General features: G+C 72.7%; 26 protein-coding genes. 16 read left to right on the top strand and 10 right to left on the bottom strand.

The features are described from left to right. Positions 1-1,551 carry a hypothetical protein gene (locus tag ACFVQG_RS36630; protein ID WP_383392392.1) on the bottom strand — a complete coding sequence of 517 codons (1,551 nt, stop codon included), beginning with the start codon at positions 1,549-1,551 and terminating at the stop codon, positions 1-3. Continuing rightward, positions 1,551-3,671: a hypothetical protein gene (locus tag ACFVQG_RS36625; protein ID WP_383392389.1), complete on the bottom strand. Its 2,121-nt coding sequence runs from the start codon at positions 3,669-3,671 to the stop codon at positions 1,551-1,553. The genes ACFVQG_RS36630 and ACFVQG_RS36625 overlap by 1 nt, the downstream gene beginning before the upstream one ends. A 224-nt stretch (positions 3,672-3,895) precedes the next feature. Between ACFVQG_RS36625 and ACFVQG_RS36620 the strand changes: the two genes are divergently transcribed. Continuing rightward, positions 3,896-5,692, top strand: a complete 1,797-nt coding sequence (locus ACFVQG_RS36620) for a sensor histidine kinase (protein ID WP_383392386.1) — start codon at positions 3,896-3,898, stop codon at positions 5,690-5,692. Then, a complete protein-coding gene (locus ACFVQG_RS36615; protein ID WP_383392384.1) occupies positions 5,692-6,384 on the top strand; it encodes a response regulator transcription factor in 693 nt (230 codons plus the stop codon). The genes ACFVQG_RS36620 and ACFVQG_RS36615 overlap by 1 nt, the downstream gene beginning before the upstream one ends. Before the next feature lie 5 nt (positions 6,385-6,389). Here the strand turns inward: ACFVQG_RS36615 and ACFVQG_RS36610 are convergent, their stop codons facing one another. After that, positions 6,390-6,758, bottom strand: a complete 369-nt coding sequence (locus ACFVQG_RS36610; protein WP_383392381.1) for a response regulator — start codon at positions 6,756-6,758, stop codon at positions 6,390-6,392. A gap of 152 nt (positions 6,759-6,910) precedes the next feature. On the opposite strand from ACFVQG_RS36610, the gene ACFVQG_RS36605 reads away from it, so the two are divergent. Together ACFVQG_RS36605 and ACFVQG_RS36600 are read left to right on the top strand one after the other, a co-directional pair. After that, positions 6,911-7,990, top strand: a complete 1,080-nt coding sequence (locus ACFVQG_RS36605; protein ID WP_383392378.1) for a DUF6777 domain-containing protein — start codon at positions 6,911-6,913, stop codon at positions 7,988-7,990. Between the two features lie 208 nt (positions 7,991-8,198). After that, positions 8,199-9,146: a DMT family transporter gene (locus ACFVQG_RS36600; protein ID WP_383392375.1), complete on the top strand. Its 948-nt coding sequence runs from the start codon at positions 8,199-8,201 to the stop codon at positions 9,144-9,146. Here the strand turns inward: ACFVQG_RS36600 and ACFVQG_RS36595 are convergent. Further along, positions 9,043-9,924, bottom strand: coding sequence for a LysR family transcriptional regulator (locus ACFVQG_RS36595; protein WP_383392372.1), 882 nt, complete (start codon positions 9,922-9,924; stop codon positions 9,043-9,045). The two genes, ACFVQG_RS36600 and ACFVQG_RS36595, sit on opposite strands and share 104 nt — an antisense overlap. 1 nt (position 9,925) lies before the next feature. After that, positions 9,926-10,240, bottom strand: a complete 315-nt coding sequence (locus ACFVQG_RS36590) for a PLD nuclease N-terminal domain-containing protein (protein ID WP_383392370.1) — start codon at positions 10,238-10,240, stop codon at positions 9,926-9,928. 89 nt (positions 10,241-10,329) lie between these two features. Here ACFVQG_RS36590 and ACFVQG_RS36585 point away from each other — a divergent pair, with 89 nt between their 5' ends. The 9 genes from ACFVQG_RS36585 to ACFVQG_RS36545 all read left to right on the top strand — a co-directional run bounded on the left by ACFVQG_RS36585 (position 10,330) and on the right by ACFVQG_RS36545 (position 17,529). Further along, the gene (locus ACFVQG_RS36585; protein WP_383392367.1) at positions 10,330-11,787 is read left to right on the top strand and encodes a menaquinone biosynthesis decarboxylase; all 1,458 of its coding nucleotides are present in this window, start codon (positions 10,330-10,332) and stop codon (positions 11,785-11,787) included. Beyond that, positions 11,784-12,695 (top strand): menaquinone biosynthesis prenyltransferase MqnP, encoded by a 912-nt coding sequence (mqnP, locus tag ACFVQG_RS36580; protein ID WP_383392364.1) that lies wholly within the window; start codon positions 11,784-11,786, stop codon positions 12,693-12,695. Before ACFVQG_RS36585 ends, mqnP begins: the two co-directional genes overlap by 4 nt. Positions 12,696-12,744: 49 nt before the next feature. Further along, positions 12,745-13,413 (top strand): UbiX family flavin prenyltransferase, encoded by a 669-nt coding sequence (locus ACFVQG_RS36575; RefSeq protein WP_383392360.1) that lies wholly within the window; start codon positions 12,745-12,747, stop codon positions 13,411-13,413. A gap of 76 nt (positions 13,414-13,489) precedes the next feature. After that, a complete protein-coding gene (locus ACFVQG_RS36570; RefSeq protein ID WP_383392357.1) occupies positions 13,490-13,945 on the top strand; it encodes an Lrp/AsnC family transcriptional regulator in 456 nt (151 codons plus the stop codon). Positions 13,946-14,023: 78 nt separating this feature from the next. After that, the gene (mqnE, locus tag ACFVQG_RS36565) at positions 14,024-15,187 is read left to right on the top strand and encodes an aminofutalosine synthase MqnE (protein ID WP_383392354.1); all 1,164 of its coding nucleotides are present in this window, start codon (positions 14,024-14,026) and stop codon (positions 15,185-15,187) included. 69 nt (positions 15,188-15,256) lie between these two features. Beyond that, entirely contained in the window at positions 15,257-15,904 is a 648-nt protein-coding gene (locus ACFVQG_RS36560; protein ID WP_383392351.1) for a UdgX family uracil-DNA binding protein, read from the top strand. Between the two features lie 16 nt (positions 15,905-15,920). After that, positions 15,921-16,445 carry a GNAT family N-acetyltransferase gene (locus tag ACFVQG_RS36555; protein WP_383392349.1) on the top strand — a complete coding sequence of 175 codons (525 nt, stop codon included), beginning with the start codon at positions 15,921-15,923 and terminating at the stop codon, positions 16,443-16,445. Positions 16,446-16,534: 89 nt separating this feature from the next. Then, entirely contained in the window at positions 16,535-16,834 is a 300-nt protein-coding gene (locus ACFVQG_RS36550; RefSeq protein WP_383392346.1) for a DUF4229 domain-containing protein, read from the top strand. Positions 16,835-16,884: 50 nt separating this feature from the next. Next, the gene (locus tag ACFVQG_RS36545; protein WP_383392343.1) at positions 16,885-17,529 is read left to right on the top strand and encodes a TetR/AcrR family transcriptional regulator; all 645 of its coding nucleotides are present in this window, start codon (positions 16,885-16,887) and stop codon (positions 17,527-17,529) included. 178 nt (positions 17,530-17,707) lie between these two features. Here ACFVQG_RS36545 and ACFVQG_RS36540 read toward each other — a convergent pair whose 3' ends face one another. Together ACFVQG_RS36540 and ACFVQG_RS36535 are read right to left on the bottom strand one after the other, a co-directional pair. Beyond that, entirely contained in the window at positions 17,708-18,565 is an 858-nt protein-coding gene (locus tag ACFVQG_RS36540) for a MaoC family dehydratase (protein WP_383392341.1), read from the bottom strand. After that, a complete protein-coding gene (locus tag ACFVQG_RS36535) occupies positions 18,565-19,875 on the bottom strand; it encodes a 3-oxoacyl-ACP reductase (RefSeq protein ID WP_383392338.1) in 1,311 nt (436 codons plus the stop codon). Before ACFVQG_RS36535 ends, ACFVQG_RS36540 begins: the two co-directional genes overlap by 1 nt. A gap of 301 nt (positions 19,876-20,176) precedes the next feature. Between ACFVQG_RS36535 and ACFVQG_RS36530 the strand changes: the two genes are divergently transcribed. After that, positions 20,177-22,135 (top strand): AMP-dependent synthetase/ligase, encoded by a 1,959-nt coding sequence (locus tag ACFVQG_RS36530; protein ID WP_383392335.1) that lies wholly within the window; start codon positions 20,177-20,179, stop codon positions 22,133-22,135. Here the strand turns inward: ACFVQG_RS36530 and ACFVQG_RS36525 are convergent. Then, entirely contained in the window at positions 22,132-23,034 is a 903-nt protein-coding gene (locus ACFVQG_RS36525) for a LysR family transcriptional regulator (RefSeq protein WP_383392333.1), read from the bottom strand. The two genes, ACFVQG_RS36530 and ACFVQG_RS36525, sit on opposite strands and share 4 nt — an antisense overlap. Before the next feature lie 153 nt (positions 23,035-23,187). Here ACFVQG_RS36525 and ACFVQG_RS36520 point away from each other — a divergent pair, with 153 nt between their 5' ends. Beyond that, a complete protein-coding gene (locus ACFVQG_RS36520) occupies positions 23,188-23,766 on the top strand; it encodes a DUF6817 domain-containing protein (protein ID WP_383392330.1) in 579 nt (192 codons plus the stop codon). 10 nt (positions 23,767-23,776) lie between these two features. Here ACFVQG_RS36520 and ACFVQG_RS36515 read toward each other — a convergent pair whose 3' ends face one another. Both ACFVQG_RS36515 and ACFVQG_RS36510 read right to left on the bottom strand, forming a co-directional pair. Next, positions 23,777-24,130, bottom strand: coding sequence for an AzlD domain-containing protein (locus tag ACFVQG_RS36515; protein WP_383392328.1), 354 nt, complete (start codon positions 24,128-24,130; stop codon positions 23,777-23,779). After that, positions 24,127-24,822 carry an AzlC family ABC transporter permease gene (locus ACFVQG_RS36510; RefSeq protein WP_383392325.1) on the bottom strand — a complete coding sequence of 232 codons (696 nt, stop codon included), beginning with the start codon at positions 24,820-24,822 and terminating at the stop codon, positions 24,127-24,129. Before ACFVQG_RS36510 ends, ACFVQG_RS36515 begins: the two co-directional genes overlap by 4 nt. Before the next feature lie 68 nt (positions 24,823-24,890). Here ACFVQG_RS36510 and ACFVQG_RS36505 point away from each other — a divergent pair, with 68 nt between their 5' ends. Next, positions 24,891-25,508, top strand: a complete 618-nt coding sequence (locus tag ACFVQG_RS36505; protein WP_383392322.1) for a helix-turn-helix domain-containing protein — start codon at positions 24,891-24,893, stop codon at positions 25,506-25,508. The last annotated feature ends 41 nt before the right edge of the window (positions 25,509-25,549 follow it).

The raw sequence follows: 25,549 nt of genomic DNA, 5'->3' as shown, positions 1-25,549 counted from the left end.
CTACGACGGCGGCAGGCACTCCTCCCCCGGCGGCTTCCCCTCCGGCCACGCGATCTGCACGAACCGCGCCCGCCCCTCGGACGTCAGCTCCACGATCGGTACGGCCTTGTCGTACGGGTTGCCGTGCACGTCCAGGCAGATCCAGCCGCTCGCCCCGTCCACCCGCAGCGACCCCTTCACCTGGGGCCACTGCAGGCCGACGTCGGCGAGCGGCGGGTTGGTTCTCCCCTCGGGCGTGGCCTGGCGGATGCCGTGGACGGCCAGCCGCATCGCGTCGTAAGCGATGATCAGCTGGCCGTCCTCCAGGGCGACCGGCCCGATCGGCCCGATGGGCTCGCGCTCGCTCCTCGTCAGCAGCCGCTCCAGCTCCCGCGCGTCCCCCACCGAACCGCCGGTCTGCGCCGGGTCGTGCTCCCAGGCGTCCGGATGCGCGAGGGCGGTGTAGCGCACCGAGAGGTTGCGCTTGAGGGCGTCGCGGTCGAGATCCTCGTCGCCGGTGAGGTAGGACGCCTCGTCGCCGGTCAGCACCGTGAAGCGGCGGTCCTGGCAGCCGCGCCCGCCGAGGGCGTTGATGAACTGCCGCAACTGGGTGTGGCGACCGGCGAACAGGATGGTGTCGGTCTCCCTGGAGGTGTCGCACACCAGGTGCGTGATCTGCCGGAAGGTGTTGGCGGTCGTGCCCTCCTCGCTGCGGTCGTCCGGCGGCGTGAACGGCTGCGGCTCGTACGGGGAGCCCTCCAGGAGCCGCTCGAACGACCTCTGCAGCGTCGTCGTGTACGGGTCGCCCGGCTTGTCGTACACCAGCAGCGCCCGCCCCGCCCTCACCTTGGCGAACGAGGTCAGCGCGCGGGCCTCGTCGGTGTTGGTCGGCGAGACCCGCGCGAGCCCGGGAAAGGGGTCCACGCCGTCCTGGTCGTTGGCGAGGTCGTCGGCGGTGATGGAACTGCCGACCACCGGGACGCCCCGCCGGGTCAGCTCGGCCACGGCCCGCTTGTTGTTCTCGGTGCTGGAGCCGACCCCGGTCACCGCCCGCAGCCGGTCCGCACCCTTCGTCATCCGCACCAACCGCCCGACCGTGTCCTGCCAGTGGGTGCCGTTGGCCCCGGGGTTGGCGAGCACCAGCCGGATCTGCGGGGTCTGCCCGTTGGACTCGTGGTTGGCCTGGTACTGCGCCAGGTAGGCGCCCTGCAGCTCGTGCAGGGTGTCGTTGACGTTGTCGCGGTCGGTCGCCGTGAACGGCGCCAGCATGGCGACCGTGACGTAGCTGCCCGGCTTCAGCGAACGGTTCTCCCGGTCGATCGCCCGGATCGTCTCGGTGAACTCCTCCCGCCCGAAGTCGTAGGCGGTCGTCGACACGCCCACGCAGTCGTCGCTGCCCTCGGGCCGCTCGACACCGGGGGCGCAGGAGCGGTCGTCGCGCGTCAGCGCCCGCGCCACGAAGGCGACCCCCACCACCAGTGCGGCGGCCAGCAGCAGCGCCAGATAGCGGCGCAGCGGGATCTCCCACACGCCCTCGCGCAGCCACTCCCCCCAAAGGTTCACGCGCGCCATCAGGCGCCTCCGTCCCGGTCGTCGTCAGCGTCGGAGTCGTCCACCGCGCCCAGGGGCCGCCCGGCCAGCGCGTTCGCGGGCCAGTCGCGCGAGGCCCGCCACAGCAGGGCGTTGCCCGCGGGCCGCAGATTGGACAGCTGCTCCAGCTCGTACCGCAGCCGGTCGCACACCCGCTCCTCCGGCAGCACCAGCGGATCGGCCAACTGCCACACCGCGTGCAGCAGCCGCCGGATCCGCAGGTGCTGCGCGGTCTCGACGCCGTCCGGCACCACCTGATCGGCGTCCGTGTGGCCGAGCGTGACCGCCGTACGCCCGTCCACCGCGCGCTCGTGGTCGCGGCCCTCGGCGTCATGGGCGTGGAAGTAGGGCGCGGACGCCACGAAGGAGAGGGTGTCCAGCCAGACACGGGTGTCCAGGTGCGGGAAGGTGTCCCGCAGATGGGCGACCGCCGACTCGCTCGTGCCCAGGGCGAGTTGGTGGTAGAGGCGGTAGCGGGTGCGGTCCTCGCCGGTGGCGTCGTTGGCGCCGGTGGCGTCGTAATGCCGTATCAGTGTCTCGTGCGCGGCGCGCCAGCGGCGGTGGTCGGGGTCGCGGTGGTGCAGCCGGAGCAGCAGCAGGGTGCGGACGAAGGCGCTGCCCACGAACTGGCCCGGCACCACCGGCAGTCCCTCCGCCGCCAGTCGGTTCTGCAGCGCCCGGACGTCCGCGGGGCCGAAGTCGTCCGGCAGCAGCGCCTCGGCCAGCGCGCACGCCGAGTCGTGGTCGTGGGCGGCGGCCAGCACGGTCAGCTCGTCCAGCCGGTCGGCGGGCACCAGCCGGTCCAGCAGTTCGCGGTAGGCGGGCTCGGCCTCGCCGTGCTCGCGCAGCCGGACCTCGGCGGTGACGAGCGTGCCCAGCGAGCCCGCAGAGCCGGGGTGCTGGGCGGCGGACTCCGCGAGCACCTCGACGCCGAGCGGGTTGCCGCCGGTCAGCCGGTGCATGGCGTGCGGCAGTTGCGGCGGCACGGCCAGTTCCCCGCACACCGCGCCCACCAGGTGCAGGGTGTCGTCCGGCGACAGCGGCGACAGCGACACCAGCAGCGCCCGCGAGGAGGGCGCGGCCGGGTCCGGCGCCCAGTCGCTGCGCCGCGCCACCTCCGGCAGCGCCCGCCGTACGGCGGCCCGCAGCGCGTTCGTACGGCCGTCACCGCGCAGCCCGGCGACGAACGCCACCTGGTCGGCGATGCCCTCGGCCCGGTCCCGCAGCACCGCGTCGACAAGCCCCGGGCCGGGCGCGGCCTGCGCGTTGTCGACCAGGACGAGAGGGCGTCCGAGGCGCTGCATCCGGGGCAGCACCCCCGTGTAGGCGTCGGCGAGGTCGGCGAGCAGCGCCCGCACCAGATACCGCTCGGCGTGCTCGCGCGAGGCGCCGCCCGCCCGGAAGTGCCCGGACAGCAGCATCAGCCCGCGGCGCGCGTGCCCGCCCGCGTTCGGATAGTCCCGGTACCACAGGGCGGCCCGCTGGTGCCGTCGGCTGCCGAAGCCCTCCTGGATGGAGTCGAGCGTCGCCTCCACCGCCGCCGAGAGCAGCGGACCGGTGCTGGTGGCCGCCGCGACCACGTTGGCGGCGACCCGCCCGGCCCAGCGCCCGGCCACCCCGGAGATCCACGACCCGCTCTCGTTCAGCAGCAGGATCCGCTCCACCTCGCTGCGGATGCGCTCCGAGTCGGCGTCCGCCCAGCCGCTGGCCGCCACCGCGACCAGCCCCGCCATCAGCCGCGGGAACTGGATCCGCCCCGCCCCGGTGACGGGCTCGGCCAACTGCTCGGCGGCCTCCAGCAGCCCCTGCGACAGCGGCGACCAGGACTCCTCCGGCCGACCGAAGGGCGCCCGCGCGAACTGCGCGCCCGCGCAGTCGACGAGCGCGACCGGCGTGTGCCCCTTGTAGGCCTCGCGCATCTCCTCCAGCACCGCGCTCTTGCCGAGCCCCCGCGCGCCGGTCAGCACGACGAACGGCAGCTCCTTGGGATGCTCGACCGCCGTGCCGCGATGCCGGTGCGGGCGCAGGCCGACCAGGCGCGGGGCAAGACCGGCCGGTTCCGCGTCGAACAGCGCTCCGCGCCCGTAGAGCCGTCTGCCCACTCTTGTGTCCCCCTCCACCAACACCAGTTTAGGAAGGGGGCGTTGATCCGGAACAGGTCGTGTGGTGTCCGTTGTGTTACGGAGCTGACGGACCGTCGGCCGATGACGCCCAGGGAAACCCACGTATGGGGGAGTTTCGCCACAACCGCGTACAGGAGTCGTCCGAGCGCGTACCGTGAGTGCGCTGTTTCGCGCGGGGGGAGCCGTCAGGGGGTGAGACGGTGGTGGGGGGAGCTGCTCGCCTGGTCGTCGTACGGCCCCGGGTGCCGGTGGCCGCCGGGTCGGGCGCGCCGGGTCCGCACCCGCGCCGCACCGCCGTCCTGCTGGCCCTGACCGGCGCCGCGTTCGGGGTCTTCGTGCTCGTCCTCACCGCGCCCGACCGGCATGCCGAATCGACCTCGACCCTGTTCTCCGGCGCGGTCGGCGGGCTGTACCTCGGGGCGGGGCTGCTGGCGCGGCTGCGGCGGCCGGGCAACGCGGTCGGGCTGCTGATGCTGCTCGTGGGCATCGGCTGGTTCGCGGAGGACCTCCAGATCTCCACCGACCCGCTCGTCCACACCGTCGGCCTGTTCCCGCGCTCGGCGTCCACCGGCTTCCTGATCCCGCTCCTGCTCGTCTTCCCCTACGGCCACCTGCGCTCCCGCGCGGACGACGGAGCCCCCGCGGCCCTCGCCGACCGGACGCTGCTGGCCGTGTCCTGCGCGGTGGCGTTCGTCCTCCAGCCGATCGGCGTGTTCTTCCACCACTCCGTCACCCCGAACCTGGTCCTGGTGCACCCGGTGCCACAGCTCCGGCAGCTGACCGACGCCGTGCAGCTCCTCGTCAGCGCGGCCGTGGTCGCGGTCCTGCTGTGGCGCTGGGCCGCCGCCTCACGGCCGTACCGGCGCGAACTCGGCCCGCTGCTCGCCGTCGGGCTGGTCGGCGGCCTCGCCTCCGGACTCGACGCGGCGCTCGGCGCCGACCGCGCCTGGTCGCACACCCCGCTGCTGACGGCCGCCCATCTGTCGGTGCTGGGCCTGCCGCTCGCCTTCCTGGCCGGGGTGTGGCGCATCCGCCTGGGCCGCACCGCCGTGGCCGGACTGCTGCGCCGACTGCCGCTCACCTCCCGCGCCGCGCTGCGCGCCGAACTCGCCCGCACCCTCGACGACGCCTCGCTCCAACTCGGCTTCCCCGCACCCGACGGCCACGGCTGGGTCGACACCGACGGCGGACCGCTGACCGTCGCGCCGGGACAGTGGACGAGCCACCTGGAGCGCGGCGGGCGCCGGGTCGGCGTGCTCGTGCACGACCCGGCGCTCCGGGAGGACCGCCACGTCCTGGAGGCCGTCGTCACCGCCGCCGCGCTGGAACTCGACAACCAGGCCCTCGTCGCCGAACTGCGCGCCTCCCGTCGACGGGTCATCGAGGCCGGGGACGAACAGCGCCGCGAGGTGGAGCGGGCCCTGCACGACGGCGCCCAGCAGAAGTTCATCAACCTCGGCCTCCAGCTCCGCCTCGCACGCCGCCGCGTCGACCGCGCGGGCGGCGCCCCGGAACTCGCCGCCCTCCTCGACGACGCGCTGGCCACGCTGGAGCAGGGCCACGCCGAACTGCGGGTGGCCGCCCGCGGCATCCACCCCGTCGTCCTCAGCGAGGCGGGCCTCCTGCCCGCGCTGCGCTCCCTCGCCGCCGACCTCCCCCTGCCGGTCCACCTCCACGCCACCATCCCGCCCGAGCTGCCCGAACCCGTCGAACTCACCGCGTACTACGTCGTCAAGGAAGCGATCAGCAATGTGCTCAAGCACGCCGACGCCCACACCATGCACGTCTCCCTCGACCACGCCGACGGGTTCCTCCGGCTGAGCGTCACCGACGACGGCGTCGGCGGCGCGGACGCGCACGGCGGCGGCACCGGACTGCTCGGACTGCGCCACCGCGTCTTCGCGTACGACGGTGAACTGACCGTCCGCAGCGCGCCGGGCGAGGGCACGGTCGTCTCGGTGACCCTGCCCACGGCGGTACGCGAGAAGGGGGACGTGTGATGACGGTGGCCCCGGGGCGCGCCCTGCGCATCGTGCTGGCCGACGACGACCCGGTGTACCTGCGCGGACTGGCGATGATCCTCCAAGAGGAGGGCCACGAGATCACCGCCCGCGCGACGGAGGCGCAGTCACTGCGGTCCGCGGTCGCCCGCACCCTGCCCGACCTCGCCGTGGTCGACATCCGGATGCCGCCCACCCACACCCTCGAAGGCCTCCGGGCCGCCGTGGACATCCGCCGCGCCCATCCCGCCGTAGGCATCCTGCTCCTGTCCAAGGACATGGAGCTGACCCACCTGCGCCACCTGCTGGAGGCCGCCCCCGGCACAGCCGCCGGAGGCATCGGCTACCAGCTCAAGTCCCGCGTCACCGGACCCGACTTCGTCACCGGCGTCGTGGCCGAGGTCGGCGCGGGCAAGTACGCCATCGACGGCGAGATCCAGCGCGCCCTCTACCGCACCCCGCACCGCCGCGACCTGCTGGCCGCCCTGACCGGCCAGCAGCTCAAGGTGCTGGAACTGATGGCGCGGGGCCTGTCCAACTCGGCCATGGCGACGGCCCTGTCCATCAGCAAGCGGACCGTCGAGGACCACGTCAACACCGTCTTCGACAAGCTGGGCCTGCGCCCCGAGGCCAAGGAGATGTACGACCGCCGGGTGCGCGCCGTGCTGATGTACCTCGCCTCGGACGACTGACCGCCCTAGACCCCCTCGTCCGGGGCGGCCAGCCGGGTCAGCGCCGCCGCCGACAGCCGCTCCTTGGCGAGGAAACCCACCGCCGGGGAGCGTGCGATCCGCTCGCCGTACAGCTCCGGCTCACGCGCGGAGCACAGCACGACGGCCACCGACGGAGCCGCCGCGCACAGCGCCCGGCAGACGGCGAAGCCGTCCCCGCCCGCCAGCCCGATGTCCAGCAGTACGGCGTCGGGCGGCTCCCGCGCCGCGGCGGCGAGCGCGTCGGCGCCCGTAGCCGCCTCGGTCACGACGAAGTCCCCGTCCGCCTCCAGCAGCGCCCGCGCCGCCGCCCGGAACCCCGGGTCGTCGTCGACGATCAGCACGGTCAGCGGCATGGCCCATGGTCGCCACGGGCGGACGGGCCCGTCATCCGTGCGGGCACGGGTCCGGACCCCCACCGATCCCGTGCGGGCCACGATGTGCGGCCCCCCACGTGCCGCCCACACTGGCGGAACCGCGACCGCGGGAAGGAGAACTGGAGAAGATCATGAAGCACATACGGGGGAGCGGGCGCGCCACGATCGCGCTCGCGGTCGTCCTGGCCCTGGTCGGCCTGCTGACGACGGCATGCTTCGGCCCGGCGATCGCCGTACGGGCCGTCGCGCGAGGGGTGCCGACCGCGGCGCCCTTCTTCAAGAACCTCGGCAAGGACATCGCCGTGTCGGCGGCGCTGTCCGGTCTCGGCGGGGTGCTGGGGGGCAGCGACCCGGGTCTCTACGGGGGGACCCGGGACGCCGGTCACTGCGACAAGGCCGGGCTGGTGGACTTCCTCGAGGACCCACGGAACCGGCGCAAGGCCCAGGAGTGGGCCGAGGTGAAGGGGCTCGGCGGGATCGACGAGATCGACGGCTACGTGAGGAAGCTGACGCCCGTCCTGCTGCGCACCGACACCCTGGTCAAGAACCACGACTTCAAGAAGGGCAGGGCGGACGCCTTCGACGCGCTGCTGGAGGCGGGCATCGCCATCCTGGTGGACCAGTTCGGCGCACCGGCCGTCCAGTGCAGCTGCGGCAACCCGCTGAAGGCGTTCGAGCACGACATCGGGGACGCCGACGTCAAGTTCGACGACCGCAACAAGAAGTGGTCCTCGTACGACAAGAAGCAGGTGGCCAAGGTGGAACCGGCGCCGGACACCAAACCGGTGGAGGTCTACCAACTCGTCGACGTGGAGCAGCCCGACACCGGCCTGGCCCGCGAGGCGGGCACCGACGGCACGACCGACGAGGTCCTGCCGGAGGCACCGGACCCCGAGGCCCCGTCCGTCACCCCCACCGATGAGGTGACCGACGAACCGACCGCGTCGCCGGTGGTCGTCCCCGACGTCCAGGGCTGGTCCACGGACGAGGCGACGGCGGCCCTGGAGGCCCAGGGCTTCCAGGTCACCACGGTCGAACAGGCCTCCGACGTGGCCACGGCGGGCACGGTCGTCGCCCAGACCCCGGAACCGGGCACCGAGGCACCGAGCGGCACGCCGATCACCCTCACGGTCGCCGCGGCGCCGGTCACCGACGCACCCACGGACGAGGTCCTGGACACCGGCGCCCCGGAACCGACGGCGACTCCGTAGCCGAGGGTCGTGCGTGGCGAGGACCGGGGCGGGGACTACGCCAGCGCGAGCTACCACGCCAGGTACCTGTCCACCCTCTGCAACACCCGGTCCGGCCGTGGGGGCTGACGCCCTGTCCGTGGGGCCATCGGTGCCGCCGATGGCCCCATCGGCAGGACGCCCCACTGGGCCGTGGACCGGCAGGTCAGCGCGCTCGTAGCTTCTGGGCATGACCTCACAGCGCAAGGGCGTCGCCCAACTCACCGCCGCGATGGTGCTCTCCGGCACCCTCGGGATCTTCGTCGTCGAGTCCGGGGCCTCCCCGTTCGACGTCGTCTTCTTCCGGGTGCTGTTCGGCGCCCTCGCCCTCGGCGTCTATGTCACCGCCCGGGGGTGGCTGCGCGGGCACGGGTTCACGCCGCGCACCCTCGGGCTCGCCGTCCTCGGCGGCGTGTTCATCGTCTTCAACTGGGTGTTCCTGTTCCAGTCGTACGAGAACACGTCCATATCCGTGGCGACCGTCGTCTACCACACCCAGCCCTTCTACGTGGTCCTGCTGGGCGCCCTCCTCTTCCGCGAGCGGCTCACCGCGGCCAAGGTGGGGTGGATCGGCCTCGCCTTCGTCGGGCTGATCCTGGTCTCGGGCGTCACGCCCGGCGACTTCACCAGTGGCGGCGGGTACCTGACCGGCATCGGGCAGGCCCTGCTCGCCGCGCTGCTCTACGGGCTGTCGACCCTCGTGACCAAGCGGATCAGCGGCGTACGGCCGCATCTGATCGCCCTGGTGCAGGTGCTCGTGGGGATTCCGCTGCTGCTGCCCTTCGCGTCCTTCGGCCGGATGAGCGGCACCGGGGCCGACTGGGGGTGGCTGGTCGGGCTCGGGGTCATCCACACCGGGCTGATGTACGTGCTGATGTACGCCGCGTACGCCCAGTTGCCCACCTCGAAGATCGCCGTACTGGCCTTCGTCTACCCGGCGGTCGCGATGGTCGCGGACTGGGCGGTCTACGGCCACCACATCGGGCTCGTCCAGGCGCTCGGCGTCCCGCTGATCGTGCTGGCCAGCCTGAAGGTCACCCTTGCTCGGCCAGCAGCTTCCGTGCCTGCTCCAGGAACAGCCGGGCGTGCGCCGGAAGCCGCTTCTCGGCCCGCCACGCCAGCTGGGTCCAGAGGGTGAAGGGCGGCTGCCAGTCCAGCCGCACCAGAGAGCCCTCCGCGAGTTCGGCGGCGACCGTCACCTCGGGCAGCAGCGCGACGCCCAGGCCGGTCGCCGTCGCGCGCTTGGTCGCCTCGATGGTGCCGAACTCCATGAAGGAGACCGGGGCGTGTTTCTTCAGCTCCCGCTCGAAGAGGTCGCGGTACGCGCAGCCCGGTTCGGTGGCCAGGAGGGGGTGGGCGAGGAGGTCGGCGGTCGTGGGGGTGCCGCCCGTCAGGGGGTGGCCCGGGGCCGCGATCAGGGCCAGCGGTTCGGGCGCCAGGACCTCCGTCTCCAGGCCCGGGTGCTCGGTCTCCGCCTCCATCAGGAAGCCCAGGTCGTAGGTGCCCTGGCGCAGGGCCCGGCGGGTCTCGTCGCCGATGGTCGTACGGAAGGAGAGGCGGACCTTCGGGTAGCGGTGGTGGAAGAGTTCCAGGAGGGGCGGCAGGCGGTGGTTGGTCAGCGACTCCATGGTGCCGACCGTCAACGAACCCTCCGGCTCCCCGGCGCTCGTCACCGCCGCGCGCGCCTCCTCCGTCAGCTCCAGGACGCGCCGGGCGTACGGCAGCAGCCGCTCGCCCGCCTCGGTGAGGCGGATACGGCTGCCGAGGCGGTCGAACAGCTCCGTGCCGAGGTCCGACTCCAGGGCGCGGATCTGGCTGGTGACGCTGGACTGGGCGTACTTCAGCTCGGCGGCGGCGCGGGTGAAGCTCAGGACGGTGGCGACCTTCTCGAAGGTCACCAGCAGCCGCAGCTCCACGTCAGGACTCGTCCCGCTTCTTCTTGTCGTCGTCCTCGTCGTCCTTGAGGGACTTCAGGAACTCGGGGTTGTCGTCGGGGGCCACCCACTGCTGGGAGCGGGCGGTGCGCACCCCGGACCAGCCCTCGGCGGCCGGGCTGCGCTTCTTGCCCGCGATCAGCCAGGAGACCGACCCGACCAGCGGGAACAGCAGCACGAGGATCGCCCACAGCGGCTTGGGCATGTGACGGATGTCGTCGTCCTTCGTGCTGATGCAGTCGATGAACGCGTAGACGCTCAGCGCCAGCGGTACGAGGAACATCAGCACCCGGAGCATGCGGTTCTCCCGTGGAGCGGGGGTGGTGGGGGCGCGGACGCGGCCCCCAGGTACGGGGCCAGGGTAGCCCCTCGGGGATACTTGGCCCCATGGCTTATGACGATCTTCGCTCGCTGCTCAGGGCTCTCGAGCGCGAGGGCGACCTCAAGCGCATCAAGGCCGAGGTGGATCCGTATCTGGAGGTCGGGGAGATCGTCGACCGGGTCCAGAAGTCCGGCGGCCCCGCGCTCCTCTTCGAGAACGTCAAGGGCTCGGCGATGCCACTGGCCATGAACGTCTTCGGCACCGACCGCAGGCTCCTCAAGGCGCTCGGCCTGAAGTCGTACGGGGAGATCAGCGAGAAGATCGGCGGGCTGCTGAAGCCGGAGCTGCCGCACGGGTTCGTCGGCGTGCGGGAGGCCTTCGGCAAGCTCGGCGCGATGACGCACGTACCGCCGAAGAAGGTGAAGTCCGGGGACGCGCCGGTGCAGGAGGTCGTGCTCACCGGCGACGACGTCGACCTGGAGCGGCTGCCCGCGCTGTTCACCTGGCCCAAGGACGGCGGCTCCTTCTTCAACCTGGGGCTGACCCACACCAAGGACCCCGAGTCGGGCATCCGCAACCTCGGCCTGTACCGCCTCCAGCGCCACGACAAGCGCACCATCGGCATGCACTGGCAGATCCACAAGGACAGCCGCAACCACTACCAGGTCGCGGCCCGGCGCGGTGAGCGCCTGCCGGTCGCCATCGCCTTCGGCTGCCCCCCGGCCGTCAGCTACGCCTCCACCGCGCCGCTCCCCGGTGACATCGACGAGTACCTCTTCGCCGGGTTCCTCGCGGGCAAGCGGATCGAGATGGTCGACTGCAAGACGGTGCCGCTCCAGGTGCCCGCGCAGGCGGAGGTGGTGCTGGAGGGCTGGCTGGAGCCCGGCGAGATGCTGCCCGAGGGCCCGTTCGGTGACCACACCGGCTTCTACACGCCGCAGGAGCCGTTCCCCGCGCTGACCATCGACTGCGTGACGATGCGCAAGCGCCCGCTGCTCCAGTCGATCGTGGTCGGGCGGCCCCCGACGGAGGACGGGCCGCTGGGGCGGGCGACCGAGCGGTTCTTCCTGCCGCTGCTGAAGATCATCGTGCCGGACATCGTGGACTACCACCTGCCGGAGGCCGGGGGCTTCCACAACTGCGCGATCGTCTCGATCGACAAGAAGTACCCCAAGCACGCCCAGAAGACGATGCACGCCATCTGGGGCGCGCACATGATGTCCCTGACCAAGCTGATCGTGGTCGTGGACAGCGACTGCGATGTGCACGACCTGCACGAGGTGGCCTGGCGGGCGCTGGGGAACACCGACTACGCCCGGGACCTGACATTGGTCGAAGGTCCCGTCGATCATCTCGACCACGCCTCCTACCAGCAGTTCTGGGGCGGCAAGGCGGGCATCGACGCGACGAGGAAGTGGCCCGAGGAGGGGTACACACGCGACGGGGGGTGGCCGGACATGGTGGAGTCGGACCCGGACACGGCGGCGCTCGTCGACCGCCGCTGGAGGGAGTACGGCCTGTGACATCCGCTTCCGCCTCCGCGGCGCTTCCCCAGCAGCCGGGGCGCACGAAGGCCTTCTTGCGCCTCGTGATGATCGAGCACTCCGTCTTCGCGCTGCCCTTCGCCTACATCGCCGCCCTCACCGCGATGTACGAGTGGGACAGGAACATCCACTGGGGGCGGCTGCTCCTGGTCACCCTCGCCATGGTCGGCCTGCGCACCTTCGCGATGGCCGCCAACCGGATCATCGACCGCGAGATCGACGCCCGGAACCCCCGCACCGCCCACCGCGAGCTGGTCACCGGCGCCATGTCGGTACGGCACGCCTGGACCGGGGCGCTGGTCGCCCTGGTGGTGTTCCTGGGCGCGGCGGCGCTGCTGAACCCGCTGTGCCTGGCGCTGGCGCCGGTCGCGGTGGTGCCGATGGTGGTGTACCCGTACGGCAAGCGGTTCACGAACTTCCCGCAGGCCATCCTGGGTCTGGCCCAGGCGATGGGCCCGGTCGGCGGCTGGCTGGCGATCACCGGTTCCTGGTCCTGGGACGCGGTCATCCTCGGTCTCGCGGTCGGCGTCTGGATCGGCGGCTTCGATCTGATCTACGCCTGCCAGGACGTGGAGACGGACCGCGAGATCGGCGTCCGGTCGGTCCCGGCCCGGTTCGGCATCCCGGCGGCGATCTGGGGCGCGCGGGTCTGCCACGCCGTGACGACGGCCCTGTTCGTCTGGTACGCGGTGGCCACGGACGCGGGCGCGTTCTTCTGGCTGGGGCTGCTGATCGTCGCGGGCGCGTTCGTGTACGAGCACTCGATCGTGCGGCCCCATGACCTGTCGCGGGTGAACCGGGCGTTCTTCAGCGTCAACGGGTTCATCGGGATCGCGTTGTTCGTGTGCGCGCTGCTCGACCTGCTGGTCCGAGGGCTGACGGTGTGACGTGGAGACCCGTCCTACGGTCGGGTCGCCGCGCCGGTAGGCTCAAGATGTGAACGCAGGAGAAACGCAGCGCGCGCCTTGGATCGTGGGGGTCTCCGGAGCATCCGGGACGCCGTACGCGGCTGCCGTGCTGCGGGCGCTGCTGGCGGCGGGCGAGAGCGTCGACCTGGTCGTGAGCCGGGCCGCGCGGCTCACCCTGCTCGATGAGACGGGGCTCCCCTTCCGGGACGCCCACTGGCAGGACGACCTGGGGGAATGGCTGGCCCGCGGGGCCGACGGCAAGCCGGGGACGTTCGCGGTGGACCTCGCGGGCGTACGGTACTGGCGCGCCGGTGACCTGGCGGCGGGGCCGTCGTCGGGGTCGTACCGGGCGAAGGGGATGCTGATCGTGCCCGCCTCGTCGGCGTGTGTCGCGGGGGTCGCGCTGGGGCTGTCGAAGGACCTGTTGCAGCGGGCGGCGAGCGTGACGCTGAAGGAGCGGCGGCCGTTGGTCGTGGCCGTGCGCGAGTCGCCGCTGACCGGGCAGACGCTGCGGCACCTGCTGACGCTGGACGATGCCGGGGCGACCGTCGTGCCCACCTCGCCCGCCTTCTACGCGGGGGCGACGCACATCCAGGACCTCGTCGACTTCGTCGCCGGGCGGGCGCTGGACACGGTCGGTGTCCGGCACCGGCTGTACGACCGCTGGAAGGGCGAACTCGGCGGCCAGCGGCCCTGACCCCTCCCGGCGGGCATCTCCTCAAGCGTTTCCTGGTATCTCCCAACCCGATTCTTCAGTGGAAGGCTTCGATCGCATGGACGCGGTGGACAGGCAGCTCATCCAGGCCCTGAGAGAGAACGGCCGGGCCTCCTACGCGGAGCTGGGGCGCCTCGTCGGCCTGTCGGGCCCCAGCGTCACCGACCGGATCAACCGGCTGGAGGCGGCCGGTGTCATCACCGGCTACCGGGCCACCGTGAACGCCGCCGCGCTGGGGCTGGGTGTCACCGCCCTGATCGGCATCTCGCTGTCCGACGCCACCGACCACGAGGACGTGGCGCGCCGGATGAGGGACCTCCCGGAGATCGAGGACTGCTGGTTCATCGCCGGTGACGACTCGTACATGCTCAAGGTGCGGGCGAACGACGTGGACGGTCTGGAGCGGATCATCCGGCGGCTGTCCGGCACGAAGGGCGTCTCCCGGACCCGTACCACCATCGTGCTGTCCACGAAGTGGGAGAACCGCGTGGGTGAGCTGCCCGAAGAGGTCTGACGGGCTGGGCGTACGGTGGACGGGGTCTGCACGGAGTCGGTTCTAGTCGGTTCTGGTCGGTTCTAAGAGAGGTGTCGCATGGACGTCGGGCTCAAGCGCGAGCTGGAGGAGAAGGTCCGCTCCGGTGAGCGGCTGACCCGCGAGGACGGCATCGCGCTGTACGAGTCGGACGACCTGGCCTGGCTGGGCGGACTCGCGCACGAGGTGCGGACGCGGAAGAACGGCGACGTCGTCCACTTCAACGTCAACCGCCACCTCAACATGACCAACGTGTGCACGGCGTCCTGCGCCTACTGCTCCTTCCAGCGCAAGCCGGGCGAGAAGGACGCGTACACGATGCGCATCGAGGAGGCGGTGCAGCTCGCCAAGGCGATGGAGGGCGAGAACCTCACCGAGCTGCACATCGTCAACGGGCTGCACCCCAACCTGCCGTGGCGGTACTACCCGCGCTCGCTGCGGGAGCTGAAGGCGGCCCTTCCGGACGTGTCCCTGAAGGCGTTCACCGCCACCGAGATCCACCACTTCGAGACGATCTCGGGGCTGTCCGCGTCGGAGATCCTGGACGAGCTGATCGACGCCGGTCTGGAGTCGCTGACCGGCGGCGGCGCGGAGATCTTCGACTGGGAGGTCCGGCAGCACATCGTCGACCACCGCACCCACTGGGAGGACTGGTCGCGCATCCACCGGCTGGCGCACGCGAAGGGTCTCAAGACCCCGTGCACCATGCTCTACGGCCATATCGAGGAGCCCCGCCACCGCGTCGACCACGTGCTGCGGCTGCGGGAACTCCAGGACGAGACCGGCGGCTTCCAGGTTTTCATCCCGCTGCGCTACCAGCACGACTTCGTCGACATGAAGGACGGCAAGGTCCGCAACCGGCTCCAGGCGCGGACGACCATGGCGACCCCGGCCGAGGCGCTGAAGACCTTCGCGGTGTCGCGGCTGCTGTTCGACAACGTCCAGCACGTGAAGGTCTTCTGGGTCATGCACGGGCTCCAGACCGCCCAGTTCGCCCTCCAGCACGGCGCGGACGACATGGACGGGTCGGTCGTCGAGTACAAGATCACGCATGACGCGGACAACTACGGCACGCCGAACAAGCTGACCCGGGACGACCTGCTGGAGCTGATCCGGGACGCGGGGTTCCGGCCGGTGGAGCGGAACACCCGGTACGAGGTCATCCGGGAGTACGAGGGGGCTGAAGCGGGGCGTCGGGAGACGCCTCAGCCGATGCGGGTGTGACCTCGGCCGCGGGTGCGTCGTGGCTGGTCGCGTGGTTCCCCGCGCCCCTTGGGTGGGTACTCGGGCCCCATGGCCACCAGGGCACCCGAGGACTCGTACACCGCGGCCCCCTTCGTCCCGGAGGGCGGGGATCTCGACGCCCTCCGGCGGGCCGCCGCCGAGTGCCGTGGGTGTCCCCTGCACCGGGACGCCACGCGGACCGTCTTCGGGGCGGGGGCCGTCGACGCCCGGGTGATGCTCGTGGGCGAGCAGCCCGGGGACCAGGAGGACCGGCAGGGGAAGCCGTTCGTCGGGCCCGCCGGGAAGCTGCTGGACCGGGCGCTCGGCGAGGCCGGGATCGATCCCGGTGAGGCGTATGTCACCAATGCCGTCAAGCACTTCAAGTTCACGCGGGCGGAGCCCCGTAAGCGGCGGATCCACAAGGCGCCCAGTCTGCGGGAGATGACCGCGTGCGGGCCCTGGCTGGCCGCCGAGCTGGCGCTGGTCGAGCCGGAGCTGATCGTGGTGCTGGGGGCGACGGCGGGCAAGGCGTTGCTGGGGTCGTCGTTCCGGGTGACGCAGGTGCGCGGGACGGTGCTGGAGGAGGAGATCCACGGGCGGGCGGAGCGGCTGGTGCCGACCGTGCATCCGTCGGCGGTGCTGCGGGCGGAGGACCGGGAGGGGGCGTACCAGGGGCTGCTGTCGGATCTGCAAGTGGCGGCACGAGCACTGTCGTAATGGCTAGCATGGCGCTATGTCCCTTACGTTCACCCTCGACCCGTCCGTTGACTCCGCGCTCCGGGACGGCGTCCTCGATCTGTGGACCGATGTGTCCAACGCCGGTGGCGCCGTCGGGTTCGTGCCGCCCGTGGACCGGGAGGCGGTGCGGCCGGAGCTGGTCAGGCATCTCGTCGGTATCGCGGAGGGCCGCATCCGGCTGCTGGTCGGGCACGACGAGGACGGGCGGGTCGCCGCCACGGCGTTCTTCGCCTTCAACGGGCACCGGCTGATGACCCACTGGGTGTGGCTCTACACGGTGATGGTCCACCCGCGGTACCAGGGGCGGGGCTACGGCCGTGATCTCCTGGCCGCCGCGGCCGACGCCGCCCGCGCCTTCGACGGCATCGAGGCGATCCGGCTGACCTGCCGGGGTGGCATCGGTCTGGAGCGGTTCTACGAGTCCTGCGGCTACAAGGAGGTCGGCCGGGTCCCCGGCGCGATCCGGGTGGCGCCCGGGGACGACCGGGACGACGTCACGATGCTGCTGACGCTCGGCTGACCGGGGACGGCTACCCCCGTCCAAGATCCGCCGTTCGCCGTGCTTCACTGGACGGTGGAAATGTTCCGGTGAAGGAAGAGTGGATTGAGATGCTCCGCTACTCGCTGATGCGCCTCGGTATCTTCGTGGGCTGCTTCGTCGTCGTCTGGGGCCTCGTCTACTCCGGTGTCGCCCCGCGCGGCCTCGGCGACTCCAACGGCATGTGGGTGCTGCTGCTGGCGCTGGTCATCTCGGCGCCGATCAGTTTCGTGGTGCTGCGCAAGGAGCGGGACAGGGCGTCCGAGGGCATTGTGCGCAAGGTCGACCAGGTCAAGGCCAGCATGGAGGCCAACCGCAGCCAGGAGGACATCGCCGACGACGCCGCGCGGGCACAGGGCCAGACGTCCTGAATCCACCGCGACCGCACGGGGCGGGCCGTTTCGAAACGTAGGCTTTCCCCATGGGTGCCGTGAAGACCAAGCGGATGCCGCGTGCCGTCCGTGAACAGCAGATGCTGGACGCCGCCGTGCAGATCTTCGGGCAGCGGGGGTACATGGCGGCGTCGATGGACGACATCGCCGAACTCGCGGGCGTGTCCAAGCCGTTGGTGTACCTCTACCTCAACTCCAAGGAAGACCTCTTCACCGCCTGCATCCGCCGCGAGGCCGGTGCGCTGGTCGCCGCCGTCCGCTCCGGCATCGCTCCTGACCTGCCCGCGGACCGCCAACTCTGGGACGGGCTGCTGGCGTTCTTCACCCATACCGCCAGGCACCCGGACGCCTGGACCGTGCTGCACCTCCAGGCCCGTACGCACGGCGAGCCCTTCGCCGCCGAGGTGAGCGCGCTGCGGGCGGAGATCGTCGCCTTCGTCACGCAGTTGATAGTCGCCGCCGCCCGCGACGCCCACCGCGACCCCGACCTGCCCGAGCGCGAGGTCGCCGGGCTCGCCGAGGCCCTCGTCGGCGCCGCCGAGTCGCTGGCCGCGTGGGCCAACTCCACGCCGGGCGTCACGGCACGGCAGACGACGGCGACGCTGATGAACTTCGCGTGGGCGGGGCTGGGCAGCCTGATGGAGGGGCGGCGCTGGACTCCGCCGCCTGCCTAGACCCTGGTCGGGCCTGTCCGCCGCCTGCCGGGTTCCCTGGTCGGGCCTGTCCGCCGCCTGCCGTGTCTCCTGGTCGGGCCTGTCCGCCGCCTGCCGTGTCTCCTGGTCGGGCCTGTCTGCCGCCTGCCGGGTTCCCTGGTCGGGCCTGTCCGCCGCCCGCCGGGTCTCCTGGCCGGGCCTAGTCGACGTATCCGGTCAGGTGGACCCGGTCCCCGGTCCTGCCCAGCAGCGCGAAGCGCCCCTCCCCGTCCGCCGCGTACCGCACCACCCCCGGCAGCAGCACCGGGGCCCGGAACTCCGCGCGGGCCCGGACCGCCTCGGCCGAGCCGGGGGTCGCGGCCAGGCAGCGGGCCACCGTCCACATGCCGTGCGCGATGGCGCGGGGGAAGCCGAACAGGCGGGCGGTGAGCGGGTGCAGGTGGATGGGGTTGCGGTCGCCGGACACCGCGCCGTACCGCCGCCCGATGTCGCCGCCGAGCCGCCACTCGTCCAGCACGGGGAGCCCGGGGAGCACGGGGAGCGGAGGGAGCGGGTCCGAGTCCGTGGGGTGCTTGTCGTCGGTGCGGTGGTGCCGGGCGAGATAGGTGCTGGACGACTCCCATACGACGTCCCCGTCCCGTTCCATCCGGGTCACCACCGTCGCCTCCGTCCCGCGCCGGTGCGCGGTCAGCCCGTCGACGTGCACGGAGAGGTCGTAGGAGTCGGTGGCCGGGAGGGCGGCATACCGGGAGATCGCGACGGACGTGTGGACCAGGCCGAGCAGCGGCAGCGGGAAGTCCCGGCCGCTCATCAGGCTCATGGCGAGCGGGAAGCCGAGGACGTGCGGGAAGGTGAGGGGGAGGGCGTTGTCGCCGGGGGCCGGGTAGCCGCAGACGCGTTCGTAGGCCGCGAGCCGGGCGAGGTCGACGCTCAGGCCGGGGAGCGTCAGCCGGGTGCGGGGGTAACCGGCGTCCGCGCGGGGGCGCTTGAAGGGGGAGAGCAGGGCGCCGCGGGCGAGCAGCGGGGCCAGGGCCGGGGGACTGGTCAGGGGGTTCACTAGGCCCCCAGGAGGCTCTGGCCGCAGACCCGTACCACCTGTCCGTTGACCGCGCCGGACGCCGGATGGGCGAGCCAGGCGACGGTCTCGGCGACGTCCTGCGGCTGCCCGCCCTGGGCGAGGGAGTTCATCCGCCGCCCCGCCTCCCGGATGAACAGCGGCACCGCGGCCGTCATCCGGGTCTCGATGAAGCCGGGCGCGACCGCGTTCACGGTGATGCCGTGCGCGTCGCGCGCCCGGGGCGCGAGGGCGCGGACCAGCCCGGCCACGCCCGCCTTGCTCGCGCCGTAGTTGGTCTGCCCGGCGTTCCCGGCGAGACCGGCGATGGACGCGGTGGCGACGATCCGGCCGCCGGGGCGCAGGGTGCCGCCCTCCAGCAGGGCGTCCGTCGTGCGCAGCACGCTCGCCAGGTTGACGTCCAGCACGGAACTCCAGCGCTCGGCGTCCATGTTGACCAGGCGCCGGTCACGGGTGATGCCCGCGTTGTGCACCAGCACGTCGAGACCGCCGGGCAGCGCGGCGGCGATCCGTTCGCCCGCGTCGGCGGCGGTGACGTCCACCGCGAGCGCGCTGCCGCCGAGCCGGTCGGCGAGCCGCCGCGCGTCCTCCTCGGCCGAGGGCACATCGAGGACGACGACCCGGGCCCCGTCCCTGGCCAGCGTCCCGGCGACGGCCGCCCCGATGCCGCGCGCGGCGCCGGTGACCAGGGCGGTGCGGCCGGTCAGCGGGCGGTCCCGGTCGTCCGGGGTGGCGGCGGGTGTGGCGTCGACGCCGATCACCTGGCCGCTGACGTAGGCGGACTTGGGGGAGAGCAGGAAGCGGAGGGTCGACTCGGCGGCGTGCGCGTCGGTGAGCCGGACGAGGTTGACCGTCCTGCCCCGGCCGATCTCCTTGCCGAGGGAGCGCGTGAAGCCCTCCAACGCCTGTTGGGCGGCGGCCTGGTGGTGGTCGGCGGGGTCGAGCGGCGCGCCCAGCACCACGATCCGTCCGCTGGGCGCGACCGACCCGACGACGGGGTGCAGGGCGGCGTGCACCCCGTCGAGGGCGTCGACGTCGCGGACGGCGGTGGCGTCGAGGACGACGGCGGCGACGGGGCCGCCGTCGGGGGCGGGGGTGAGGCCCGTACGGGCGAGGACGGGGGCGAGGTCGAGGCCGGAGGCGCCCGCGGTCAGGTGGCGCAACGTCCCGTCGAGCCGGGGCTGTTGCTCCGACCAGCGGCAGAGCGGCGTCGGCTGGGGCAGCCCGAGGCGCCGGGTGAGGAAGCGGCCGGGCGCGGTGCCGGTGAAGCTCAGATAGCGGTCGGCTGCCATGGGCGACTCCTTGGGAATCCCGGGTTCTTACTCCAAAGTAAGGTTACCGTAGGTAAACCCCCGGAGCGGACAGGGTGACAGATGCCACCGCACGCCCCGGAGGACTGCACATCCCCGTCCCCGGACCACCCCCGAAACATCCCCGAACTCGCACGAACTCCCCACGCGAGCGCCGTACGATCACGCTGCCGACCGGCGGCGCGGCGCCGAGCCGCGGGCCGCCGGTGAACGCCTCCGCACGCGCGCCGCGTACCTCATGCGGCGGAGCAGTGCGCCCCGCCGCAAGGCCCCAGGAGCTGCCATGCCCATCTCGTACTCGTCCTCGTCGCCCGTGCCGCCCGATCCGGCGGGGCAGCCGCTGGAGCTGGACTACGACCCGGACGGCGGCCCGGTCCTCGTCGAGCCGGAGATCCGGCGGCTGGACGGAGAGGTGCGCGAGGTGGCCGTACCGCCGCTGGTCCCGCCCGTGTCGCACGGCTCGCTGGCCGACCTGCCGTTCGAGAACGCGGCCGTGGCACCGGACGAACGCGTCATCAGCCGCCGCACCGACGACGGCGGTTGGACGGACCTGACGACCACCGACTTCGCACGGCAGGTGCTGGACCTGGCCAAGGGCCTGATAGCGGAGGGCCTTGCGCCGGGCGACCGGATCGCGGTGATGGCGCGGACGTCCTACGAGTGGACCCTGCTCGACTTCGCCGCCTGGGCGGCCGGACTGGTGACCGTGCCGGTCTACCCGACCTCCTCCGTCTACCAGACCCGGTGGCTCCTCCAGGACTCGGGCGCGGTCGCCCTGGTCACCGAGACGGTGAGCCAGGCCTCGGCACTGGGACCCGAGCTGGGCCACCTCCCCGACCTGCGGCACCTGTGGGTCATCGAGAAGGGGCACCTGGAACGGCTGACGGAGCTGGGCGGCCCGGTGCCGGACCAGGAGGTGGACGTACGCCGTGGCGTGCTGGGCCCGGACACGCTCGCGACGCTCGTGTACACCTCGGGCACGACCGGCCGCCCGAAGGGCTGCGCGCTGACGCACGGCAACTTCCTGTCGGAGGTCGACAACGCGATCGAACTCCTGTACCCGGTCTTCAAGGCGCGGACGAACGTCGAGCCGTCCACCCTCCTCTTCCTCCCGCTCTCCCATGTCTTCGGCCGGATGGTGGCCATCGCCTGCGTCCGCGCCCGGGTCCGGCTCGGCCACGCGCCCAGCCTGAAGGCGTCCGACCTGATCGCCGACCTGGCGGGCTTCAAGCCGACCTTCCTGCTGGCCATCCCGTACATGCTGGAGAAGGTCTACAACAGCGCCCGCGCCACCGCCGAACGCGGCGGAAAGGCCTCGTCCTTCGAACGCGCCGCCAAGGTGGCCCGCCGCTACGGCGAGGCGATCGAGGCCCGCAAACAGGGCACAGGACCGGGCCCCGGCGCCCCCCTCAAGGCGGCCCGCGCCCTGTACGACCCGCTGGTCTACCGCCGGATCCGCAACGCCCTGGGCGGCAAGGTCCGCTATCTGATCTGCGGCGGCTCCCCGTTAAGCCGGGACCTGGCCGCCTTCTACGCGGGCGCGGGCATGGAGATCTACGAGGGGTACGGCCTGACCGAGTCCACGGGCGCCGCGACCGTCACCCCGCCCCTCAAGCCCCGGCTGGGCACGGTCGGCTGGCCCCTCCCCGGCACCCGGGTCCGGATCGCGGCCGACGGCGAGATCCTGCTCTCCGGCGGCCAGGTCCTGCGCGGCTACTGGGACCCCCACGCGGGCGGCGTCGTCCCCGCCTCCGCCGACGGCTGGTTCCCCACCGGCGACCTCGGCAGCCTCGACGGCGAGGGCTATCTCTCCATCACCGGCCGCAAGAAGGAGATCCTGATCACCGCGGGCGGCAAGAACGTGGCCCCCGCGCCCCTGGAGAACTGGCTCCGCAGCCACCCCCTGATCTCCCAGTGCCTGGTCCTGGGCGACCGCCGCCCCTACATCAGCGCCCTCATCACCCTCGACCTCGACGGCGCCAACCACTGGCGCCAGATGAACGGCCGCCCGCCCGCCTCACCGGAGGCCCTGGCGCGCGACGACGAGCTGCGCGCGATCCTGCAACGCGCCATCGACGAGGCCAACAAGATGGTCTCCCGCCCCGAGTCCATCCGCCGCTTCACCGTCCTCCCCGTCGACTTCACCGAGTGGTCCGGCCATCTGACTCCGTCGATGAAGCTCCGGCGCGAGGCGATCCTGCGGGACTTCTCGGCGGAGGTGGAGGCGATGTACGGGAGCTAGGCGTGGGGAGTACGGCAGCTGGCCGCCACCGTGTCGGCGAAGGCGCGTGCCGGTGGGGTCAGGGTGTCCCAGCGGCGGACCGCCCAGCCGACCGTCAGGGGGCGCAGGTCGGGGAGGGGGAGGAGACGGAGGTCGCCGCGGCCGTCGGTGAGGGGGAGGTCCGGCAGGGCGGGGACGACCGCGCGGCCGAGGCCCAGTTCGGCCAGGAGCAGGGCCGTGTCCCAGTCGGCCACGCTGGTGTCGTAGGAGAAGCGCACGCCCAGGTCGGCGCAGGCCGCCTCCAGATGGGCGGCGGAGGTGGAGTTCGGGGGGAGGCGGATCAGGCGCAGGTCCGTCAGCGACTCGGCGGTCACGGCCGTACCGTCCGCGAACCGCTCGTCGTCCGCCCGCACCGCCAGCAGCCACGGCAGCTCCACCACCGGCCGCTGCTCGATGCCGCGCACCGGCGGGCCCAGGGTGATCCAGGCCAGGTCGAGATCGCTGTCGGCCAGCGCGTCGAAGCAGGCGCGGCTGGAACTCTCGGTCCGGAACTCCAGGTTGACCCGGGGGTGGTGGCGCCGGAAGGTGACGATGGCGTCCGCCATGAAGTGCCGTACGGTCGTCGCGCCCGTCGCCACCCGTACCGAGCCGCTCTCCCCGTCGGCCAGGTCCCGCAGCCGCCGTATCGCCAGATCCAGCCCGGCGATCCCCTCGGCCGCGGCGGCCTCGAGCACCCGGCCCGCCCGGGTCGGCACGACCCCGCGGGGCTGCCGCTCCAGCAGGCCGACGCCCGTCTCCCGCTCCAGCCGCTTCACGTGCTGGCTCACCGCCGACTGCGTACAGCCCAGATCGCGCGCCACCGCACTGAGGCTTCCGGCCCGGCACACGGCCACGAACACCCGTAGGTCGTCGAGAGTCATGGACCCAAGGTAATGCTTGGGCTTCGGCAGTCTTCCTTAGGATTGACTGCGACTTGGCCCTGTACGACGATCTCCACAGGGCCCGGGCGGCAACCCGCTCCGTGTGCTGGTCCTCGTCGTCGTCCGAGACGTCCGGAAGGAAGGGGAGGCCAAGTGAGGGAGCGGGTGCCGACCCACCACGCCGATCAGGCCCGCCTGCTGCTGCGCCAGTTGGGCGCCGAGGCCGTCGCCCACCGCGGCGGCACCCTGCTCGCCCACCTGGACCGGGTACGGCGACGGCTCGCCGACTGGTCCGCCCGGCCCGCCCTGCAACTCGCCGGGCTCTGCCACGCCTGTTACGGCACCGACGGCTTTCCGGCCACCCTGCTGCCGCTGGACCGCCGCGCCGACCTCGCGTCGGTGATCGGCGCGGAGGCCGAGGCGATCGTGTACGCCTACGCGAGCTGCGACCGCGACGCCAGCTATCCGGCCTTCCACGAACCGGCGTCCGCGCTCCACGACCGTTTCACCGGGGGCACCCTGGTCCCCGGCCTGCGCCTGCGCCGCGACCTCGCCGAACTCACCGCGGCCAACGAACTCGACCTGGCCCACCACGACCCGGTGTTCCGGGAACGGTGGGGTCCGGACCTGCTCACCCTCTTCACCCGCTTCCGGCCGCTGCTCAGCGAACCGGCGTGGCAGGAGTGCCGTGCGGTGCTCGGTCCGGAGCCGGACCGCGGCGCCCGCCGCTGACCACCGGCCCTCACTCCACGCCCAGCGCCCGCAGCGTCCCCGCCGTCACCGCCGCCCCCAGCACCACGACCACGAACGGCGCCCGACTGCCCCGAGCTCTCGACTTCGCTCGACCAGGGGGCACCCCCATGGCCAGTACGCCCGCCACCAGTACCCCGGCCGGGCGCGCCCAGCCCGCGAAACCGCCGCCCTCGGTCAGCGCCCCGGTCGCCAGCAGCGCCACCAGCAGCACCACGGCACCGGCGGACAGCAGCTCCCGCACCCGCACCGGCAACTCCACCCGCCCGTGCAGCACCGGCCCGACCAGCCGGAAGGCATACGTCCCGACCGCCAGCGCCAGGATCATCGCGACCGTCGCGCTCATGCCGTCCGCTCCCGTCGCCCGGACAGTGCCAGCCCGGCCAGGGCCAGCAGCACCGGCACGCCCGCCGGGACGGCCGGGGTCACGGCCAGGGCGAGCGCGGCGCCGAGGAGGGCGGCGCGCCGTACGGCCCGGTCCTCGCGCAGGACGGGCAGCACCAGGGCCACGAGTACGGCGGGGAAGGCGGCGTCCAGGCCGTAGCGGCCGGTGTCGCCGAGGGCGCTGCCCGCCAGCGCACCGGCCAGGACGCCCGCGTTCCACACGGTGAACAGGCCGAGCCCGGAGATCCAGAAGGCGGCCCGGCGCCGGGCCGGGTCCTGCTGGGCGAGGGCGAAGGCGACGGTCTCGTCCGTCACCAGATGCGCCCCGAGGAGCCGGGCGATCCGTCCCCGGCCCAGGATGTCCGCCACCGCGAGGCTGAAGGCGGCGGTGCGGGTGTTCAGCAGCAGTCCGGTGGCCGCCGCGGCGAGCGGACCGCCCCCGGCCAGCAGCACGCCGACCGCGCTGAACTGGGCCGAGCCCGCGTAGACGACCAGGGACATCACCACCGGCACCCACACCGGCAGCCCGCCGGTCACGGCGATGGCCCCGAAGGAGACGCCGACGACACCGCTCGCCAGCCAGACGAGGGAGGCGTCACGGACGAGGGATGCCATCATGGGGGCGGTAGGTGGTGTTCGGAGTAGCGAACGCATGTTCTCTACGATGAACGCGGAAGGGTCCGTTCGTCAAGGCGAACGATCGTAGTGATGGAGCGAACGCAATGGCAGACGGAACCGGCGGCGCGCCCTCGCCCCGCCTTCCCCTCGACGGAACCGGCGGCGCGCCCCCGCCCCGCCTTCCCCTCGACTGGATCGCCGCCGCCCTGCGGCGCGAACGCACCCGCGCGGGCCTCTCGCTCTCCGAGCTGGCCAAACGCGCCGGTATCGCCAAGTCCACGCTGTCGCAGCTGGAGGCCGGGGGCGGGAATCCGAGCGTGGAGACGCTGTGGGCGCTCGGGGTCGCGCTCGGGGTGCCGTTCAGCGCGCTGGTGGAGCCGCCCGCGCCCGCGGTACAGGTGATCCGGGCCGGGGAGGGCCCGTCCGTCGCCTCCGAGCAGGCGAACTACGTCGCCACGCTGCTCTCCGCCAGCCCGCCCGGCGCCCGCCGGGACATCTACCGGCTCCGGGCGGAACCCGGCGCGGCGCGGGAGTCGGAGCCGCATATTCCGGGGACGGTGGAACACCTCGTCGTCAGCGCCGGACGGGTGAAGGCGGGGCCGCGCGGTGAAGAGGTGGAGCTGGGGCCGGGCGATTATCTGGGTTACCGGGGTGATGTGGCCCATTCGTATGAGGCGCTGGCGTCCGGTACGGCCTTTGTGCTGATCATGCAGCACGTGTGAGGCGGGGACGGGGGCCGGGAGCGGTGCGGCCGGGCCGGTGT

The organism is Streptomyces sp. NPDC057877, from assembly GCF_042796855.1.
Lineage (GTDB): Bacteria > Actinomycetota > Actinomycetes > Streptomycetales > Streptomycetaceae > Streptomyces.
The sequence above is the reverse complement of the archived record's forward strand: the minus strand, read 5'-3'. Positions and strand labels throughout refer to the sequence as shown.